Consider the following 19,191-nt stretch of genomic DNA (forward strand, 5'->3'; position numbering starts at 1 on the left):
AGTGTGTCGCCTTTCAGCGAGGCACACATCCGATATGGGCGGAATCCCCAAAGAACAGACAAAATCAGGAGAATATGTCATGGTGCTGATGATTGTCAGCGGTCGTTCTGGTTCTGGCAAGTCCGTCGCATTACGGGCACTGGAAGATATGGGTTTTTACTGCGTGGATAACCTGCCCGTCGTGTTACTGCCCGCACTGGCAAATTCCCTGGCCGAGCGTAATATGTCTGCAGCAGTCAGTATAGACGTCAGGAATATGCCAGAATCACCAGAAGTTTTCGAAACAGCGCTGACCGATCTCCCCGACTGCTTCTCTCCACAATTATTGTTCCTGGATGCCGATCGCAATACGCTGATCCGTCGCTACAGCGATACGCGCCGTTTGCACCCCCTCTCAAATAAAAATCTGTCGCTGGAAAGCGCCATTGATGAAGAGAACATCCTGCTGGAGCCTTTACGTTCCAGAGCCGATCTGATTGTGGATACTTCGGAGATGTCAGTCCACGAGCTGGCCGAGATGCTGCGTACGCGCCTGCTGGGCAAACGTGAACGTGAATTGACGATGGTTTTTGAGTCCTTTGGCTTCAAGCACGGCATCCCTATCGATGCAGACTATGTATTCGATGTGCGCTTTTTACCGAATCCACACTGGGATCCTAAACTACGTCCGATGACGGGGCTTGATCGACCCGTTGCAGCATTTCTTGATCGCCACACCGAAGTACACAATTTCATTTACCAGACCCGCAGTTATCTGGAACAATGGTTGCCAATGTTGGAAACCAATAACCGCAGCTATCTTACCGTCGCCATTGGTTGTACCGGGGGTAAGCATCGTTCTGTTTATATCGCCGAACAACTGGCTGAGTATTTTCGTTCACGCGGTAAAAACGTCCAGTCTCGCCATCGCACGTTGGAAAAACGCAAATCATGACAGTCAGGCAAACCGTTGAAATTAAAAATAAGCTGGGGATGCATGCCCGACCGGCAATGAAGCTTTTCGAACTGGTTCAGAGTTTCGATGCAGAAGTCTTGTTACGCAATGAAAGCGGCGTTGAGGCGGAAGCCAGCAGCGTCATCGCTCTATTGATGCTCGATTCGGCCAAAGGCGGACACATTGAAATCGAAGCCAGCGGCCCGGAAGAAGAACCAGCCTTAATGGCGGTGATTGAACTGTTTAACGCCGGTTTCGACGAAGATTAATCAACTTAAGACTTGGGGATATTTTTTATTTCTGAGCCATTTCTTTCACTACAGCAAATTATGTTGCCGCAAAAAATCGGTGCCGCCCAGTTGGCGCATCTGCCGTAAAATCCATTGCTGCCGCTGACGAACATAGGCAGAAGGCGCATTGGCCCTGAATCGAATGGGGTTAGGCAATACCGCAGCCAACAGTGCCGCTTCAGACGGGGTCAGACGGCTGGCTGACTTGTGAAAATAACGCCGGGATGCCTCTTCCACACCAAATACCCCTTCACCAAATTCAGCCACATTCAGGTAAACAGTCAGAATTCTTCGCTTGGTCCATACCGTCTCAATACCTACCGTCAGGCCCGCCTCCAGCCCTTTACGCAACCAACTCCGACCATCCCATAAGAACATGTTTTTGGCTGTCTGCTGTGACAATGTGGAAGCACCACGTATCCTGCCACCATCACGGTCCAGTACGGACAGAATAGCCTGAACATCAAATCCCCAGTGAGATGGAAATTTTTGATCCTCTGCAGCAATAACAGCCAGCGGCATCCAGGGGGCAATATCGTCCATAGCCATCCAATCAGAATGCGCCACATAACCGAAATCACCGCGCAGCCATGCGCCCAATTGACGTTCGGCCATCACAGCCGAAAAAGGCACAGGCAGGAAAGAAAACAATACAATACCGGCCCCCCATCCCCCCAGGATGCTGAATATCCCCCTCAATAGCCACTTTTTAATCCACGGTTCTGTTCTTTTACGCTGACTCATACCATTATATCCATAACAATCTTTATCAATTCCTGACCAATTGGTGCCAGTTAGTGCCAGTAACGATTTGACACTGCGCAGCAAAACAGGAAATGAGAAACAACCTCAGACTTGCTTACTGGCATAGCGCATCATAAATGCCTCAACAGCTTCAACCACTTCCGAGTAGGCGGAATCAGCTTCATTTGCTAAACAAATTAGTCGTACAAGTAAACAAGCATGCTTTAATGGTGCCAAATGTTAAAAACGAAATGATTCATATTGCTTATAAATTTCACCCGTTAGTATTTACAAAATTAATCTTATAGCCTTTTTGATACCACTATCAAACAGAATACCAGCCTGTCCTAACCGATATTAACCACGGTGCGTCCAGAAAGAAATAACTATCAATTCAGAAAAATTAATGCTCTAAACCTTACCATTGGTGTTTCCTTACTCACGCAAAATACTGGCAGATATTAGAAACCGTAATCTCATAAAAAGAATATGTTTTACAGTGATTTAATTATCACCATTTCGTAACGAAATTTCTGTGGCAATGTCGGTCGTGATTAAGGGATCCGGTAACGATGAGACGTCAATCGCAGTCGGTTAAAAAACACCACAAGAGACTATTTTTCAGGCAAATATACGGATAAATTCATTCCGGACTTGACTGTGTCACCAAATTAATGTTTTCTGTGTGGGAACGCTGTTCAACATCACACATTTTAATGAATCTGGTAACATGTGATGTAATATTTGCTAAGGTAGTTCTTAGGCGTTTAACCAATACCGAACCTGCGCTTTTAAACTTTTCTTCTCATAATAGCGTGGGTCATCTTTTTCCCTGGTGTTGGCGCAGTATTCGCGCACCCCGGCCTCGGTCGGGGTCATTTTTTTTCAGCATACGCAACCCACTCACGTAAGACCTCTACGTCGTGCCGCCAGTCCTGTTTCAATTCGTCAATCCATTCCTGCACGTTGTCCCACCATGCCGGCAATTCAGGGCTTTGAATTTGTTTCGCCAACTGCTGGAGATGTACCAACCCAACCGATCCTGCCGCCCCTTTAATCTTGTGGCCCTCTTCCGCGATGCCCTTCTGGTCTCGAGCCATCATGTTTGAATCCAGTACTTCCAGATAGCCCGGCATCATCTGCTCGAACATATCCAGACTCTGATGAATCAGCTGTGGACCAACCAATTCGATGTACTGTTCAAGCATCGTGAGATCCAGTAATCCCAGTTTTTTATCGTCCACTCCGCCCTCCTGAGATTTATCTTCATGCTGCTGATAATTCCAGTATTTTTGGATGGTTGCGGTCAATGCAGGTACCGCCAGCGGCTTGCTGAGTACGTCATTCATGCCCGCATCCAGATACTCTTTCTTATCCTTCAAGACGTTTGCCGTCAGCGCCACTAACGGCGGCAATTGCTGACCGGCGTAACGCTGATGAATGCTACGCGCGACATCCAGCCCGGTCATATCCGGCAGTTGAATATCCAGTAAAACCAGGTCGAACTCATCCGGATCAAACATGGCCAACGCCTCTTTACCGGTCATCGCCACCTCTACACTGTTACCCAGTTTTTCCAACACGGAGCGAGCCACCACCACATTAAGCTCGATATCTTCCACCAACAGCACATGCAACGCGGGCAGTGGCATATCATCGTCAGATTGTTCATCCTCGCTCAACTCAGCGATGCGAGGCGCATTGACGGTCAGGGTAAAACAAGAACCGGTGCCAGGTGCGCTGCGCACAGAAATATCACCGCCCATCGCCTGCGCCAGTCGACGCGAGACCGCCAGCCCGATGCCGGTTCCTGTTGCAGGCTTGCCACCATGCTGATCTTTCACCTGGTAATACATCGCAAAAATCTTGTCCTGTTCATCCGGCGGAATCCCCATGCCAGAATCTTCCACCTCAAAACGCAGACAATCCTCGCCCTGACAGCTGACCCGCACGATAACACTGCCCTTTTGCGTGAATTTAACCGCGTTACCAATCAGGTTCCACAGAATCTGGCGCAGACGCGTGCCATCAGTAATGATTTTATGGGGCAACGGCAGTTCCGGTTCCAGCACAAAGCTCAGCCCTTTAGGCTGTACCAGCAATCCGGAGAGGTTTTCAAGATCGGCCAGAAAACCCGTAAAATCCACAGGTTGGTTATCCAGTTGCATCTTACGTCGTTCAATTTTGTCCATTTCAATGACATCATTGAAAATATTTCCCAATGTGATTGCTGAGACATGGATGGTTTTAAGGTATTTCAATTGCTCAGCATTGAGATCGGTATCCAGCAAAATGCGGCTGAGACCAACAATGCCATTAAGCGGCGTACGAAGCTCGTGGCTGATGGTAGAAATAAAAGTGGTCTTTTCCCTGCTGGCACTCTCCAGAGCATCCTGATAGCGTTTACGCTCGGTGATATCGCGTCCGAATCCCATCAGCCCACTACGCTTCCCTACCCGATCGTAATAAGGCACTTTACGGATCTCGAAACAGGCCTTCTTGCCGTCAGGATACTGCAACCACTGTTCGTAAGTGAGGGAGACATTGTGGCGGAACACTTTCTCGTCGGTTTCCAACACTTTAATGGCGGTATCGTCATCGTAAACATCATAGGGTGTCAAACCGATCAGCTGTTTCTCACTTTTGCCGATCAGCAGTTCCATTGCACGATTACAGCCAGAGAACTGCTGATCGCTATTACGGTAAAAAACCAGGTCTGGTGAAGCATCAAGGAAAGAACGCAGGAAGGAGGTTTGCTGCTCAAGTTCAATCTGCGCCTGCTCACGCCGCGCCATCTCTTCAGTCAGTTTATCCAATACCTGTAAGCGGGCCTTTTCGGCTTTGATACGATCAGCAATCTCCTGATTGAGCTGAGTAATATTTTCCTTCATCTGTTGGTTCAGCTCCAAATCCCGGTGACGCATCTCTTCCAGCTTATCGACCAACCGCGACAGTCGCTGACGGGACTCCTCAAGCTGCTCCACCACTACCGAGAGGAAATAGACGGCCCACGGGGTGATCAATAGCCCGAAAAATACCGAACGAATCATATCGATGGTTTCGACATGCCCATGCAGCACCATGGTGACCGCCATTTGCACGATCATGGCCAGTACCACCAGCGCAGAAGCCAGCAGCAGAGAAAAACGCACCAGCCCCAGTTTTACCATCAGATCGACGTAATACTGGGCCAACAGACGAATTTGTTTCATAAAGCATTCCTTCCAGACCGGTCTCCCAATCATACCGTAAAAGCGCAAAAGACCAACGCAACCCACTCCATGATTACCCTGCACTGAAATTGTGCAGTTCAGACCAACAGTGACTGATTAAGCATTACATCTGACGTTGCCCCTTCTTTTAAAGCGTATTGACGAAGAAAAAACCACCAAACTGTCACTGGCACGATCCGCTTTATTCGCTGCGCTTAAAAGCGAAATTTGTCAGGAGAATACCGCCGATATTTTTAACGTCTCTGCGGATTTTCATGGTTGTAGCTGATAAACGCTAAACTGCTCACTCTTTTTATTCATTGAATAATCTATCAGCCCAACTGGCGAAAGGGAGGCTCTTATGGTGCATGCTTTTCATCATGATGAGCGTACAGCCCGGTAACATTCACAATTATGTAACGAATAATCATTCACATTACGCGAGAATTTACTCACCTACTCGACGATTAATTTTACTAATGATGTCGACCTGTTTAATTCAAATAAGACTTAAGCTTAAAAACAGTGTGTTTATGCGGTTAAGATAGCTCAACCAGCATATTATGCTGGCAATAACCCCAGCACCAGCATGGTGCAGATATTTGCTGCCTGCACTACAGTGAGACAGCTCACATTTCATTAAGTAGCAACATTGAAACGAATGACAGAAAAAACGCGAAAAAATATTTAAAAATCAAATAAATAACACATAAAAAGAGCAAAAAAAACGCAGTGAGAATGCTATTTGACCTGAGTGCGCTTTCCCGATAAGTTGGGGATCCGCTGGAAGCTTTCTGGATGGGTGTTCCACCCGTCATATTTATGCAGTTATTGAGATTCCCTCTGTAGCAAGTCCTCGACACTTGTGACACCGATGCTAACGGCCAGACAGGAGGGGCGACATAATAGGCGAGCATTAAGCTCAAAACCTGTCGCCATGCCCTTTCTACGTCTGCCCTTCATCGACGCGGGGAATCCCTCAGAGCCTGGGGAGGTTCACTAATATGTTGTACGATAAATCCCTTGAAAAGGACAACTGTGGTTTTGGCCTGATCGCCCACATAGAAGGCGAACCAAGCCATAAGGTAGTGCGTACCGCAATTCACGCACTGGCCCGTATGCAACACCGTGGCGCGATCCTTGCTGACGGCAAGACCGGCGACGGTTGTGGCCTTTTATTGCAAAAACCCGATCGTTTCTTTCGCATTGTCGCCCAGGAACGCGGCTGGCGTTTGGCCAAAAACTACGCGGTAGGCATGTTGTTCCTGAACCAGGATGACGAACTGGCTCGCGAAAGTCGCCGTATTGTAGAAGAAGAAGTACTGCGTGAAACGCTGTCTGTGGTTGGCTGGCGCGACGTGCCGCTCAACCAGGATGTATTGGGTGAAATAGCCCTTTCCTCCATGCCGCGCATTGAGCAACTGTTTATCAATGCCCCGGCTGGCTGGCGTCCACGTGATATGGAGCGTCGCCTGTACATGGCGCGACGCCGTATCGAAAAGCGCATCGAAGATAAAGAATTCTACGTGTGTAGTTTCTCAAATCAGGTCAACATTTATAAAGGTCTGTGTATGCCGGCAGATTTGCCGCGCTTCTACCTGGATCTGGCTGACCTGCGTCTGGAGTCCGCTATTTGCCTGTTCCACCAGCGCTTCTCTACCAATACCGTTCCACGCTGGCCGTTAGCTCAGCCATTCCGCTATATGGCGCACAATGGTGAAATCAATACCATCGCCGGTAACCGTCAATGGGCGAAAGCCCGCGCCTATAAATTCCGTACACCATTGATCCCCGATCTGCAGGATGCTTCGCCATTCGTCAACGAAACGGGGTCAGACTCCAGTTCAATGGATAACATGCTGGAATTGTTCCTCAACGGCGGTATGGATCTGATTCGCGCCATGCGTCTGCTGGTACCGCCAGCCTGGCAAAACAACCCGGACATGGATCCAGAGTTGCGTGACTTCTTCGACTTTAACTCCATGCATATGGAACCCTGGGACGGTCCTGCGGGTATCGTGATGTCTGACGGTCGCTATGCCGCCTGTAACCTTGACCGTAACGGTCTGCGGCCTGCCCGCTATGTCATCACTAAAGATAAACTCATCACCTGTGCCTCTGAGGTCGGCATCTGGGATTATCAGCCAGATGAAGTCGTGGAAAAAGGTCGTGTCGGCCCCGGTGAACTGATGGTTATCGATACCCGTGCGGGACGCATTTTGCACTCCGCTGAAACCGATAACGATCTGAAAAGCCGTCATCCTTACAAAGAGTGGATGGAGAAAAACGTCCGCCGTCTGGTGCCATTTGAAAATCTGTCCGACGATCAGGTTGGTCGCCGCGAAATGGATAACGATCTGCTGGCGACCTTCCAGAAGCAGTTCGGTTACAGTGGCGAAGAGCTCGACTCAATCATCCGCGTTCTCGGAGAGAATGGCCAGGAAGCGGTAGGTTCAATGGGCGATGATACCCCGTTCGCCGTCCTGTCCAGCCGTCCTCGTGTGATTTATGACTATTTCCGCCAGCAGTTCGCTCAGGTCACCAATCCGCCAATCGATCCGCTGCGTGAAGCGCACGTTATGTCACTGGCGACCAGCATCGGTCGTGAAATGAACGTGTTTTGTGAAGCGGAAGGCCAGGCGCATCGACTGAGCTTTAAATCACCTATCCTGTTGTATTCAGATTTTAAACAGCTGACCTCTCAGGAAGAAGAGTTTTATCGTGCGGATACGCTGGACTGCACTTTCGATCCGGCGGAATCTTCATTGAAAGACGCGATCCTTGCGCTATGTGACAAAGCGGAAGCATTGGTGAAAGACGGTACCGTACTGCTGGTGCTGTCTGATCGGGCGATCAGTGCGAAACGTCTGCCGATCCCGGCGCCAATGATGGTCGGTGCTATCCAGACCCGTCTGGTCGATAAGAGCCTGCGCTGTGACGCCAACATCATTGTTGAAACCGCCAGCGCTCGCGACCCACACCACTTCGCCGTATTGCTGGGCTTTGGCGCGACGGCCATTTATCCGTACCTCGCCTATGAATCATTGGCGAAAATGGCCGACACTGGCGTGATAGCGAAAGATTACCGCAGCCTGATGCTGAACTACCGTAACGGCATCAATAAAGGCCTGTACAAAATCATGTCGAAGATGGGTATCTCCACCATCGCGTCATATCGCTGTTCAAAACTCTTCGAAGCCGTTGGACTGCACCGTGACGTGTCAGACCTTTGCTTCCAGGGCGTGGTGAGTCGAATTGGCGGTGCCACCTTTGCTGACTTCCAGCAAGACCTGATGAACCTGTCCAAACGCGCCTGGCTGCAACGTAAACCACTGGATCAGGGTGGCCTGCTGAAATACATCCATGGCGGCGAATATCACGCCTACAACCCGGATGTCGTCGGTACGTTGCAAAAAGCGGTGCAAAGTGGCGATTACAGCGATTATCAGCAATACGCCAGGCTGGTGAATGAGCGTCCGGTTGCGACATTACGCGATCTGCTGGCGATAACGCCATCCGGCAACGCTATTAGCGTCGACGACGTTGAGCCCGCCAGTGAGCTCTATAAGCGTTTCGATACGGCGGCGATGTCTATCGGGGCGTTGAGCCCGGAAGCACATGAGTCTCTGGCCGAGGCGATGAACAGCCTGGGCGGATTTTCTAACTCCGGTGAAGGCGGTGAAGATCCGGCGCGTTATGGCACCCAAAAAGTGTCCCGTATCAAGCAGGTCGCGTCGGGGCGCTTCGGTGTCACACCCGCCTATCTGGTCAACGCTGACGTTATCCAGATCAAAGTGGCTCAGGGCGCTAAGCCGGGCGAAGGCGGTCAACTACCGGGCGATAAAGTCACCCCTTATATCGCCCGGCTGCGTTATTCCGTGCCTGGCGTCACGCTTATTTCGCCACCGCCACACCATGATATTTATTCTATCGAGGATCTGGCGCAGTTGATCTTCGATCTGAAACAGGTCAACCCGAAAGCGATGATCTCGGTGAAACTGGTTTCAGAGCCAGGCGTAGGGACTATCGCTACCGGGGTAGCCAAAGCCTATGCGGACCTGATAACTATCGCGGGTTATGACGGCGGTACCGGAGCCAGCCCGCTCAGTTCAGTAAAATACGCGGGCTGCCCGTGGGAACTGGGTTTGGTGGAAACACAACAAGCGCTGGTTGCTAACGGACTGCGCCACAAAATCCGCCTGCAGGTGGATGGTGGCCTGAAAACGGGCCGCGATATCATTAAAGCCGCTATCCTGGGCGCTGAAAGCTTCGGCTTTGGTACCGGCCCAATGGTCGCACTGGGCTGTAAATATCTGCGAATTTGCCATCTGAACAACTGCGCAACCGGCGTGGCAACCCAGGACGAGAAACTGCGTAAGAACCACTACCATGGCCTGCCGTACCGCGTAACGAACTACTTTGAGTTCATTGCCCGTGAAACGCGTGAGCTCATGGCTGAACTGGGCGTGAAACGCCTGGTTGATCTGATTGGTCGTACCGATCTGCTGACTGAGCTGGAAGGCTTTACCGCTAAACAGCAAAGTCTGGATCTCTCAGCCCTGCTGAAAACCGCTGAGCCGATGGCTGGCAAAGCCGTGTACTGTACCGAAAGCAATCCGCCGTTTGATCATGGCGTACTTAACAAATCCTTGTTGGATCAGGCAATGCCGTTTGTGGAAGCGAAACAGAGTAAGACCTTCTACTTTGATATTCGCAACACAGATCGCTCAGTCGGCGCCACCCTGTCAGGCGCGATTGCACAGGTGCATGGTGATCAGGGCCTGGCTGCCGACCCGATCAAAGCTCACTTCAGCGGCACCGCTGGCCAGAGTTTTGGCGTGTGGAACGCCGGTGGTGTTGAGCTAACCCTGACCGGCGACGCTAACGATTATGTCGGTAAAGGTATGGCGGGCGGTATGCTGGCGGTACGTCCTCCGGTTGGCTCGGCTTTCCGTAGCCATGAAGCGACGATTATCGGTAACACCTGCCTGTACGGCGCTACTGGCGGTAAGCTGTTTGCCGCGGGTCGTGCAGGTGAACGTTTTGCAGTACGTAATTCTGGCGCAATCACCGTGGTGGAAGGGATTGGCGACAACGGCTGTGAATATATGACAGGCGGCATTGTCTGCGTACTGGGGCGTACCGGCGTAAACTTTGGCGCAGGTATGACCGGTGGTTTCGCCTACGTGCTGGATGAAGATGGTGAATTCCGTAAACGCGTGAACCCAGAGCTGGTAGAAGTACTGAGTGTCGACGATCTGGCGATTCATGAAGAGCACCTACGCGGTCTGATAACCGAACACGTTCAATACACCGGCTCATCCCGTGGTGAGGAAATCCTGGCGAACTGGCCAGCCTGGTCGTCTAAATTCGCGCTGGTTAAACCAAAGTCCAGTGATGTGAAGGCATTGTTGGGTCACCGTAGTCGTTCCGCAGCGGAGCTGCGGGTGCAGGCGCAGTAAGAGGTCACGATGAGTCAAAACGTTTATCAATTTATCGACTTGCAGCGTGTCGATCCGCCGAAAAAATCGCTAAAAATCCGCAAAATCGAGTTTGTGGAGATTTACGAACCGTTCTCGGAAAGCCAGGCGCAGGCGCAGGCTGATCGCTGTCTTTCTTGCGGAAACCCATACTGTGAGTGGAAGTGCCCGGTACACAACTACATTCCTGACTGGCTGAAGCTGGCGAATGAAGGTCGTATCATTGAAGCCGCCGAGCTGTCACATCAGACCAACAGTTTACCGGAAGTCTGCGGGCGCGTTTGCCCGCAGGATCGTCTGTGTGAAGGATCCTGTACGCTAAACAGTGAGTTTGGTGCGGTGACTATCGGTAATATTGAGCGCTATATCAATGATAAGGCGCTGGAAATGGGCTGGAAACCAAACATGGACGGCATTAAGTCAACCGGCAAACGTGTGGCCATTATCGGTGCGGGGCCCGCCGGACTTGCCTGTGCTGACGTACTGACCCGTAACGGCGTGAAAGCGGTGGTGTATGACCGCCATCCTGAAATCGGCGGCCTGCTAACCTTTGGTATTCCGGCCTTTAAGCTGGAAAAAGACGTGATGGTCAAACGTCGCGAAATTTTTTCCGGCATGGGTATTGAGTTCAAACTGAATACTGAAGTGGGTCGCGATATCCAGATGGGCGACCTGTTGGCTGATTTTGACGCCGTGTTCCTGGGTGTCGGTACGTATCAGTCGATGAAAGGCGGCCTGGAAAATGAAGACGCGGAAGGGGTTTATGATGCCCTGCCATTCCTGATTGCCAATACCAAAAACACCATGGGCTTCGCCCATACCGCAGAAGAACCTTACATTTCGATGAACGCCAAACGTGTGGTGGTTCTGGGTGGGGGGGATACGGCGATGGACTGCGTGCGTACCGCTATCCGCCAGGGGGCCTCACACGTCACCTGCGCCTATCGTCGTGACGAAGAGAATATGCCTGGCTCACGCCGTGAAGTTAAAAACGCGCGTGAAGAAGGGGTGGAGTTCCAGTTCAACGTGCAGCCGCTGGGAATTGAAATCAACAGTAACGGCCGGGTTTCTGGGGTAAAAATGGCCCGTACTGAGATGGGACAGCCCGATGCCAATGGCCGTCGCCGTGCGGAGATCATCGCTGGCTCTGAGCACGTTGTCCCCGCTGATGCGATAGTCATGGCGTTTGGTTTTCGTCCACACCCAATGTCCTGGCTGGAACAGTACAGTGTCGAGCTGGATGCTCAGGGCCGTATTATTGCCCCTGAAGGCAGTGAAAACGCGTTCCAAACCAGCAATCCCAAGATTTTCGCTGGGGGCGATGCAGTCCGCGGTTCCGATCTGGTGGTCACGGCGATTGCTGAAGGCCGTAAAGCGGCTGAAGGTATCATGGACTGGCTTGAGGTGTAAAAAATGGCCAGGGGAGGAAATGCCCCAGGCCATAATAAAGCGAAAAGACCAGCTCGTATAACCAGGCTGGTCTTTTGTCGAATACGGGCCTTGTGCGTTATTTCACCACGCGTAAAGCCGGACGCCCACCGCGCGGTGGCGGATCATCTTCAGGGTTATTGTCATCATTCGGTACACTGTCATCGGGGCGATCACCATCAATGACGGACATTACCGTTTCTGGCGACTCATCCTGCCGCGAAGACGGCTGATATTCCCCGGCCTGCTCATAAAACGACTCAGGTTCAAACATCGTCCCCGCGCCATTTTCACGTGCATAGATAGCCATAACCGCAGCCAACGGTACCCTCACCTGACGCGGTACACCACCAAAACGGGCGTTGAATGTCACTTCGTCATTACCCAATTCCAGGTTGCCTACCGCACGCGGGGCAATGTTCAGTACTATCTGACCATCACGCGCATACTCCAGGGGCACCATCACGCCAGGCAGATTAATATCCACCACCAGGTGCGGCGTCAGTTGGTTGTCCAGCAGCCAGTCATAGAATGCCCGTAGCAGATACGGGCGGCGAGCAGTGAGTTGCGACATTTCCATAGTAATTAGCCCCGCGTTTGCAGGCGCATTTCACGTTCCGCTTCCGTCAGGGAAGCGAGGAAGGAATCACGCTCAAAGACACGTGTCATGTAACCTTTCAGCTCTTTCGAACCACTGCCGATCAGTTCAATACCCAACTGTGGTAGCCGCCACAACAGCGGTGCCAAATAACAATCCACCAGGCTGAACTCTTCGCTCATAAAAAACGGAGTACGGGAGAACAGTGGAGCTATCGCCAACAGTTCTTCACGCAGCTGTTTACGCGCAGCTTCCGCTTCCTGTACCGTACCGCTCTCCACCTTACGCATCAAACTATACCAGTCCTGCTCAACACGGTGCATCATCAGACGACTTTCGCCGCGCGCTACCGGATAAACAGGCATCAGCGGTGGATGAGGAAAACGCTCATCAAGGTATTCCATGATGATGCGGGATTCGTACAACGTCAGTTCACGATCAACCAGTGTCGGGACTGTACGGTACGGATTGAGGTCAATCAGATCCTGGGGCAGGCTGTCCATTTCTACCTGCTCGATCTCTACGCTGACACCTTTTTCCGCCAGGACGATACGCACCTGATGGCTAAAAATGTCAGTCGGACCAGAAAACAGCGTCATTACCGAACGTTTGTTGGCAGCGACAGCCATGTAAACCTCCAAGTTTATCCAGAAAATTACTGCGCAAGTCCGCCATGTGGCGACTAACCTGCTTAATAAATTGCCATTAGCCATTAACAAATCTGTGGCCTGCGTCAATCCCCTCAGGCACTCACACATCAAAGCCTTGCTAACGGACACAAAGTGACGCACAGTCTACCAGATTTTAGACAGCTTGTGGGGGCAGGAATAAGGATTTGCGGGGAAAATGCCGGAACCGGTCGTGTTTTCACTCTTTTAAGACGATTTAGCCCTACTGACCTTTACTCAGGCATGCCAACCCCTTCGAGGCTGGCAAATTCCATTGATGCTCATCCGAAATATTGACCTCAATGATTGCTCTGTCTCCAGGCTGCCAAATTCTTGAGCGGTTTTTTCACATAAGGGCTCGCCTTTATCAGGGCAAAAAGTATACGGTTAAAAAACGTTCCAATCTTATCCATTGGCCGAACAATATCTAAAAACAATACTGCGCGCAGTTCATCCGTATCATTAAGTACTTCATGCTCATAAGAATCATCAAAGAGCAGCACTTTACCTTCTTCCCAATGCAGAATTTGGTCATCAACTCTAATCCACACTTTTTCCCGCTCCTTCGGCACCTTCAGGCCCAAATGAGCACGAACGACAGCACGCGTCGGACCTTTGTGAGGAACAATGTGATAATGCGGCTTCAGAATAGAGAACATCGCGGTATACATACCCGGGATGGCACTGATGGCTTCCGCAGTTCGCGGGCAAATCTCACAATTTTGATCGATTCGCTGTCCGTAGACATACATACCAAAAGTTTTCCAATTATCACCCTTGGAAATTCGCTTCTGATCAGGGGATATTTGGTGGAAGGATGGAATATCTTCCGGATGCTCAAGCAAATGATCGAGCTCAGCCCGTATTTCAGGCCAGGCATCCTCCAGACGAGTGACCCAATCAAATACTTCATTGTTGATTTTAGGCGTGGCGGGAATAAGCGAATGCCGTGCCTGAAAACGCCCGTTCCAGCGTAAAAAGTGTTTCGCTATTTTTTTAGGTAAGCGCCACCAAAAAACTCGAGATTTTGACTGGTTTTCTTGTATTTCTTGCATGGTAAGGATTCACTCCCTGTTCGATAACTTCACGCTTGATACCTTGAGCCTGCAATAGCTAAAAGGAGAGCAGATAACGATTTTATATAATCTCGCTATAAAAATTAGACACTTGTTTCCACAGTGAATAACCGTTTTATTTTATTAACGGATTTTTTATCGATCAATATCCTAAAATGCGGTGCCTTCTTGCGTGGGAGTTTTGAGCACTAAAAGTTAATTAATCCGGTAGTGAGGAAACGGGGTATATCGTATTAATCAATAGCAACCCATCCCCCTGCAGCTTGATGTGTGACGAGTACCACATATTACCGAATTGTATTTATCGTCTCATCCATTGATAGTTCTGCCAAATAAGATGAGCGTTGAGGAAACAGAAAAGAAAAAGCCCGGTGCAAAACACCGGGCTTTTCGATAATCGATTCCGCCGGAGCGAAATAAATTAACGTTTGGAGAACTGTGGACGACGACGTGCTTTACGCAGACCGACTTTCTTACGTTCAACCTGACGAGCATCACGCGTCACGAAGCCAGCTTTACGCAGGTCCGCACGCAGAGACTCATCATACTCCATCAGTGCACGGGTGATACCATGACGGATAGCACCAGCCTGACCAGAGATACCACCGCCTTTAACGGTGATGTACAGATCGAATTTACCGACCATGTCCAACAGTTCCAGTGGCTGGCGAACTACCATGCGGGCAGTTTCACGGCCAAAGTACTGTTCCAAAGAACGCTGGTTGATAACGATATTACCACTGCCCGGTTTGATAAATACACGAGCGGTAGAGCTTTTGCGGCGACCAGTGCCGTAGTTTTGATTCTCAGCCATTGCCTGTAATCCCGATTAAATGTCAAGAACTTGCGGTTGCTGTGCCGCATGGTTGTGCTCATTGCCCGCGTAAACTTTCAGTTTACGGTACATCGCACGACCCAACGGCCCCTTTGGCAGCATGCCTTTAACCGCGATTTCAATCACACGCTCAGGACGGCGAGCAATCATCTCTTCGAAGGTCGCTTGCTTGATACCACCGATGTGACCGGTATGATGGTAATAAATCTTGTCGTTACGCTTGTTACCTGTTACGGCAACTTTCTCAGCGTTTAAAACGATGATGTAATCACCGGTATCAACGTGCGGAGTGTATTCCGCTTTGTGCTTACCACGCAGACGACGAGCCAGTTCAGTCGCTAAACGACCTAAAGTTTTGCCTGTCGCGTCAACAACATACCAGTCACGCTGGACGGTTTCTGGCTTAGCTGTAAAAGTTTTCATCTAAAAGCTTACCCAAATTAAGTTACACGTTGGTGAAATCCCAAACGCTTGAATAAACGGTTGAGGCTCACACGACCATCTTGACCAGCAAGCCCACCCCTTCGGATAGAGTTACTGGAACACAAAGAGTTTTGGGAAAAAACCTTTGTTGTAACGTGGGGTCGCAAGATTATAGAGAAGTCGCCTGGAAAGCGCGACTCTTTTTTCAATTAAAAAAATGCATCCCGTGGCCTTGATGGCTGATGCCTCAGGGTAAATGCGGTAACTTCAGATACTCCGCGCTTTGCATCTCCTGCAGACGTGAGACACAACGCTGATATTCAAATTTCAACCGCTCTCCCTGGTAGATCTCATACAACGAGGCTTCGGCAGAGACAACCAGCTTCACATGCCGCTCATAAAATTCATCCACCAGTGCCAGGAAACGTCGCGCCTGGTCTTCCGTTTTATAAATCATCACCGGCACGTTAAACAGCAATACGCTATGGAAACGTTTGGAAAGCTCAATATAGTCATGCTGGCTACGCCCTTCACCGCACAACGCGAGGAAATCCATCGCCACCACCCCGTTGGCAACCCCCTGCGTGGGCAGGGAACGATGATTAATTTCCAACACCGGCTGATTGGAACGATCTTCACCACTCAACATGACAAACATGCGGTCCATTTCTTTCGACGTGGCCTCGTTCAGCGGCATCATCCACAGATGGGCGGAAGTCAGAGTCCGCAGGCGATAATCAACCCCGGCATCCACGTTCATCACATCACAATGCTGTTTAATCAGCGCTATCGCAGGCAGGAAACGCGCACGTTGCAGACCATTGCGATACAGGTCATCCGGTGGGATGTTGGATGTCGCGACCAGGGTTATTCCTCTGGCAAACAGCGCCTCCATCAGCGTCCCCAACAGCATGGCATCCGTAATATCTGAAACAAAAAACTCATCAAAGCACAGCAGATCAGTTTCACTTTTGAAACGATCTGCCACAATTTGCAGCGGATCACTCTGTCCCTGCAACTGTGTCAGTTCCTCATGAACACGCAACATGAAACGGTGAAAGTGCAGACGTTGTTTACGCTCTCCAGGAATTGCCTGAAAAAACAAATCCATCAGCCAGGTTTTTCCCCGCCCCACGCCCCCCCACATATACAGGCCACGAACGGGTGCTGGCGGCTCATTTTTTCCCATCCCCAATAACTTATTCAGCTTACCAAACACCCCTTTCAGCGGCGGAGGTGTGGAAGGTCTGCTTCGGGTCAAAGCCTGATAAATCCCGTCCAATCGGGTGATCGCTTCATGTTGAACATCATCAGGTTGATATTCACCGTTTCCCAGCGCCTGCTGGTAAAGAGCCAAAGGAGACATAGTTTGCATAATTTCTTCACATTCCCTGAAAAATTTGGAACGTCAGGTGGTTAAACATCGCAAAAAAGGCCGTTCTACACTAAGCGATGCGGTCTCAGGATTCCACTTCCATGGGATTAACGGTTATAGTGACAGGTAGTGAACTGGCCGTTGCCAGGCGTCCCTACGGAACAACGAAGACAACACGGGAGTTATTATGACCTGGGAATACGCGCTTATAGGGTTAGTAGTTGGATTAATTATCGGCGCGCTAGCAATGCGTTTTGGTAACAAGAAACTGCGTGAACAGCGGAGCCAACAATATGAGTTGGAAAAAACCAAAGCTGAACTGGCAGACTATCGTGAAGAATTGACCAACCACTTTGCGCAAAGTGCCGAGCTGCTGGATAACATGGCGCGTGATTATCGCCAGTTGTATCAACATATGGCGAAAGGATCTAACAGCCTGTTGCCGAATCTACCGGGTGAAAAAAATCCTTTTGCTTACCAACTCACTGAATCTGAAGCAGATAACGATCAGGTGCCGGTGCAAATGCCACGAGACTATCCTGACAGCGCCTCAGGGCTGTTGCGGAGTGATCGTGTCGCCCGCGAGAAGTAAAACCAGGGCGCATCGGCGCCCTTTTTTGTCTGTTGACATTGTCGCCGATGCAAAAACGTCAGGTTACAGTCTGTCTGGATAATTGACTCCCCCACTTTTATGTAGCGAGAGCGTCGTAACGATGAAGAAAAAATCATTACTTTTAAGCGCATTAGCACTAAGCACTGGCATGAATCTGGCTGTAGCCCCAGCGGCGCACGCTACGCTTCCCGCACAAATTCAGGGACAGCAGATTCCCAGCCTGGCGCCGATGCTGGAAAAAGTTTTACCGGCCGTGGTCAGCGTGCATGTCGAAGGCACCCAGCCCCAGACACAGAACATTCCTGAACCATTGAAACGCTTCTTTGACCAACAAGGCCTGAGCGGAGGCGACTCTCAGCCCCAACCTTTTGAAGGTCTGGCTTCCGGTGTAGTGATTAACGCCGATAAAGGTTACATATTAACCAACAACCATGTGGTCAATGGTGCCGATAAAATCAGCGTACAACTGAATGATGGCCGGGAATTTGACGCTAAACTGATCGGGCATGACGAACAAACTGATATTGCCTTGATCCAGATTAGCGGCGCGAAAGGTCTGACCCAGGTGAAAATTGCCGATTCAGACCAGCTAAAAGTCGGTGATTTTGCGGTGGCAATTGGTAACCCGTACGGGCTGGGAGAGACGGCCACCTCTGGCATTGTTTCCGCGCTGGGCCGCAGTGGTCTCAATATTGAAGGGCTGGAAAACTTTATTCAAACCGATGCCGCCATTAACCGGGGCAACTCTGGCGGAGCGCTGGTTAATCTCAACGGAGAGCTGATCGGCATCAATACCGCGATTCTGGCTTCTTCCGGGGGCAACATTGGTATTGGCTTTGCCATCCCAAGTAATATGGCGATAAACCTCGCGCAACAGCTGATTGACTATGGAGAAGTGAAACGCGGCCAGTTGGGGATCAAAGGAACAGAAATGACCGCAGATATGGCGAAGGCATTCAATGTCGACGTACAGCGCGGCGCCTTTGTCAATGAAGTGCTACCGGAGTCTGCGGCTGCCAAAGCCGGGATCAAAGCCGGAGACATCATTACCAGCCTTGATGGCAAACCGATCGAGAGCTTTGCCGCCTTACGGGTGAAAATCGGCACCACCGCCCCAGGCACCGAGGTCAAAGTAGGCCTGCTACGTGGCGGCAAGCCAATGACCGTCGCCGTTAAGCTGGATACCAGTAGCCAAAGCACCACCAGCGCCGAGCAGATGACCCCGGCACTGCAGGGCGCCTCCCTGAGCGACGGAACGGCGAAAGACGGCAGCAAAGGGGTCATGGTCGATTCGGTTGATAAGTCCACACCTGCCGAACAGTTCGGCCTGCATAAAGGTGATGTGATTGTTGGTCTGAACCGTACCCCCGTTCATAACCTGGCGGAACTGCGCAAACTACTGGAAGCAAAACCGCCCCTGATGGCGTTGAACATTATCCGCGGCGATCAGAACATCTACCTGCTTTTACGCTAAATCATGAAGCGGACACCTGCGTGTCCGCTTAACTCATGTTA

The 19,191-nt window shown here is 50.6% G+C and carries 14 protein-coding genes; 6 read left to right on the top strand and 8 right to left on the bottom strand.

Going from position 1 to position 19,191, the window contains the following annotated elements:
* Positions 1–79 precede the first annotated feature (79 nt).
* Both rapZ and npr read left to right on the top strand, forming a co-directional pair.
* A complete protein-coding gene (gene rapZ, locus EH228_RS16925; protein ID WP_152322790.1) occupies positions 80–934 on the top strand; it encodes an RNase adapter RapZ in 855 nt (284 codons plus the stop codon).
* Positions 931–1,203, top strand: a complete 273-nt coding sequence (gene npr, locus EH228_RS16930) for a PTS phosphocarrier protein NPr (protein WP_152322791.1) — start codon at positions 931–933, stop codon at positions 1,201–1,203. Before rapZ ends, npr begins: the two co-directional genes overlap by 4 nt.
* 48 nt (positions 1,204–1,251) lie before the next feature.
* On the opposite strand, the gene mtgA is transcribed toward npr, so the two are convergent.
* On the bottom strand, positions 1,252–1,968 hold the full coding sequence (gene mtgA / locus EH228_RS16935; protein WP_152322792.1) for a monofunctional biosynthetic peptidoglycan transglycosylase: 717 nt from the start codon (positions 1,966–1,968) through the stop codon (positions 1,252–1,254).
* Between the two features lie 875 nt (positions 1,969–2,843).
* Positions 2,844–5,180: an aerobic respiration two-component sensor histidine kinase ArcB gene (arcB, locus tag EH228_RS16940; RefSeq protein WP_152322793.1), complete on the bottom strand. Its 2,337-nt coding sequence runs from the start codon at positions 5,178–5,180 to the stop codon at positions 2,844–2,846.
* A 1,004-nt stretch (positions 5,181–6,184) separates the two neighbouring features.
* Here arcB and gltB point away from each other — a divergent pair.
* Together gltB and EH228_RS16950 are read left to right on the top strand one after the other, a co-directional pair.
* Positions 6,185–10,642 (top strand): glutamate synthase large subunit, encoded by a 4,458-nt coding sequence (gltB, locus tag EH228_RS16945; protein WP_152322794.1) that lies wholly within the window; start codon positions 6,185–6,187, stop codon positions 10,640–10,642.
* A gap of 9 nt (positions 10,643–10,651) precedes the next feature.
* Entirely contained in the window at positions 10,652–12,070 is a 1,419-nt protein-coding gene (locus EH228_RS16950; protein ID WP_152322795.1) for a glutamate synthase small subunit, read from the top strand.
* 97 nt (positions 12,071–12,167) lie between these two features.
* Here EH228_RS16950 and sspB read toward each other — a convergent pair whose 3' ends face one another.
* The 6 genes from sspB to zapE all read right to left on the bottom strand — a co-directional run bounded on the left by sspB (position 12,168) and on the right by zapE (position 17,063).
* Positions 12,168–12,668 carry a ClpXP protease specificity-enhancing factor gene (sspB, locus tag EH228_RS16955; protein WP_152322796.1) on the bottom strand — a complete coding sequence of 167 codons (501 nt, stop codon included), beginning with the start codon at positions 12,666–12,668 and terminating at the stop codon, positions 12,168–12,170.
* A 5-nt stretch (positions 12,669–12,673) separates the two neighbouring features.
* Positions 12,674–13,315, bottom strand: coding sequence for a stringent starvation protein SspA (gene sspA / locus EH228_RS16960; protein WP_152322797.1), 642 nt, complete (start codon positions 13,313–13,315; stop codon positions 12,674–12,676).
* A gap of 338 nt (positions 13,316–13,653) precedes the next feature.
* Positions 13,654–14,409 carry an aspartyl/asparaginyl beta-hydroxylase domain-containing protein gene (locus EH228_RS16965; RefSeq protein WP_152322798.1) on the bottom strand — a complete coding sequence of 252 codons (756 nt, stop codon included), beginning with the start codon at positions 14,407–14,409 and terminating at the stop codon, positions 13,654–13,656.
* Positions 14,410–14,851: 442 nt separating this feature from the next.
* Complete coding sequence (rpsI, locus tag EH228_RS16970; protein ID WP_152322799.1) at positions 14,852–15,244, bottom strand: 30S ribosomal protein S9; 393 nt, start codon at positions 15,242–15,244, stop codon at positions 14,852–14,854.
* A 15-nt stretch (positions 15,245–15,259) separates the two neighbouring features.
* Positions 15,260–15,688, bottom strand: a complete 429-nt coding sequence (gene rplM / locus EH228_RS16975; RefSeq protein ID WP_013507644.1) for a 50S ribosomal protein L13 — start codon at positions 15,686–15,688, stop codon at positions 15,260–15,262.
* Positions 15,689–15,935: 247 nt separating this feature from the next.
* Positions 15,936–17,063 (bottom strand): cell division protein ZapE, encoded by a 1,128-nt coding sequence (gene zapE / locus EH228_RS16980; protein ID WP_152322800.1) that lies wholly within the window; start codon positions 17,061–17,063, stop codon positions 15,936–15,938.
* A 187-nt stretch (positions 17,064–17,250) separates the two neighbouring features.
* On the opposite strand from zapE, the gene zapG reads away from it, so the two are divergent.
* Complete coding sequence (gene zapG / locus EH228_RS16985) at positions 17,251–17,655, top strand: Z-ring associated protein ZapG (protein ID WP_152322801.1); 405 nt, start codon at positions 17,251–17,253, stop codon at positions 17,653–17,655.
* A 121-nt stretch (positions 17,656–17,776) separates the two neighbouring features.
* On the top strand, positions 17,777–19,150 hold the full coding sequence (gene degQ / locus EH228_RS16990; protein WP_152322802.1) for a serine endoprotease DegQ: 1,374 nt from the start codon (positions 17,777–17,779) through the stop codon (positions 19,148–19,150).
* Positions 19,151–19,191: the final 41 nt, after the last annotated feature.

Source organism: Erwinia endophytica, assembly GCF_009295515.1.
In the GTDB taxonomy this organism is placed as follows: domain Bacteria; phylum Pseudomonadota; class Gammaproteobacteria; order Enterobacterales; family Enterobacteriaceae; genus Erwinia; species Erwinia endophytica.

Coding starts and splice junctions, on each gene's coding strand:
- sspA (WP_152322797.1), bottom strand. CDS start 13,315: ATGGCTGTCGCTGCCAACAAACGTTCGGTAATGACGCTGTTTTCTGGT.
- rapZ (WP_152322790.1), top strand. CDS start 80: ATGGTGCTGATGATTGTCAGCGGTCGTTCTGGTTCTGGCAAGTCCGTC.
- rplM (WP_013507644.1), bottom strand. CDS start 15,688: ATGAAAACTTTTACAGCTAAGCCAGAAACCGTCCAGCGTGACTGGTAT.
- npr (WP_152322791.1), top strand. CDS start 931: ATGACAGTCAGGCAAACCGTTGAAATTAAAAATAAGCTGGGGATGCAT.
- EH228_RS16965 (WP_152322798.1), bottom strand. CDS start 14,409: ATGCAAGAAATACAAGAAAACCAGTCAAAATCTCGAGTTTTTTGGTGG.
- mtgA (WP_152322792.1), bottom strand. CDS start 1,968: ATGAGTCAGCGTAAAAGAACAGAACCGTGGATTAAAAAGTGGCTATTG.
- rpsI (WP_152322799.1), bottom strand. CDS start 15,244: ATGGCTGAGAATCAAAACTACGGCACTGGTCGCCGCAAAAGCTCTACC.
- zapE (WP_152322800.1), bottom strand. CDS start 17,063: ATGCAAACTATGTCTCCTTTGGCTCTTTACCAGCAGGCGCTGGGAAAC.
- gltB (WP_152322794.1), top strand. CDS start 6,185: ATGTTGTACGATAAATCCCTTGAAAAGGACAACTGTGGTTTTGGCCTG.
- sspB (WP_152322796.1), bottom strand. CDS start 12,668: ATGGAAATGTCGCAACTCACTGCTCGCCGCCCGTATCTGCTACGGGCA.
- arcB (WP_152322793.1), bottom strand. CDS start 5,180: ATGAAACAAATTCGTCTGTTGGCCCAGTATTACGTCGATCTGATGGTA.
- EH228_RS16950 (WP_152322795.1), top strand. CDS start 10,652: ATGAGTCAAAACGTTTATCAATTTATCGACTTGCAGCGTGTCGATCCG.
- degQ (WP_152322802.1), top strand. CDS start 17,777: ATGAAGAAAAAATCATTACTTTTAAGCGCATTAGCACTAAGCACTGGC.
- zapG (WP_152322801.1), top strand. CDS start 17,251: ATGACCTGGGAATACGCGCTTATAGGGTTAGTAGTTGGATTAATTATC.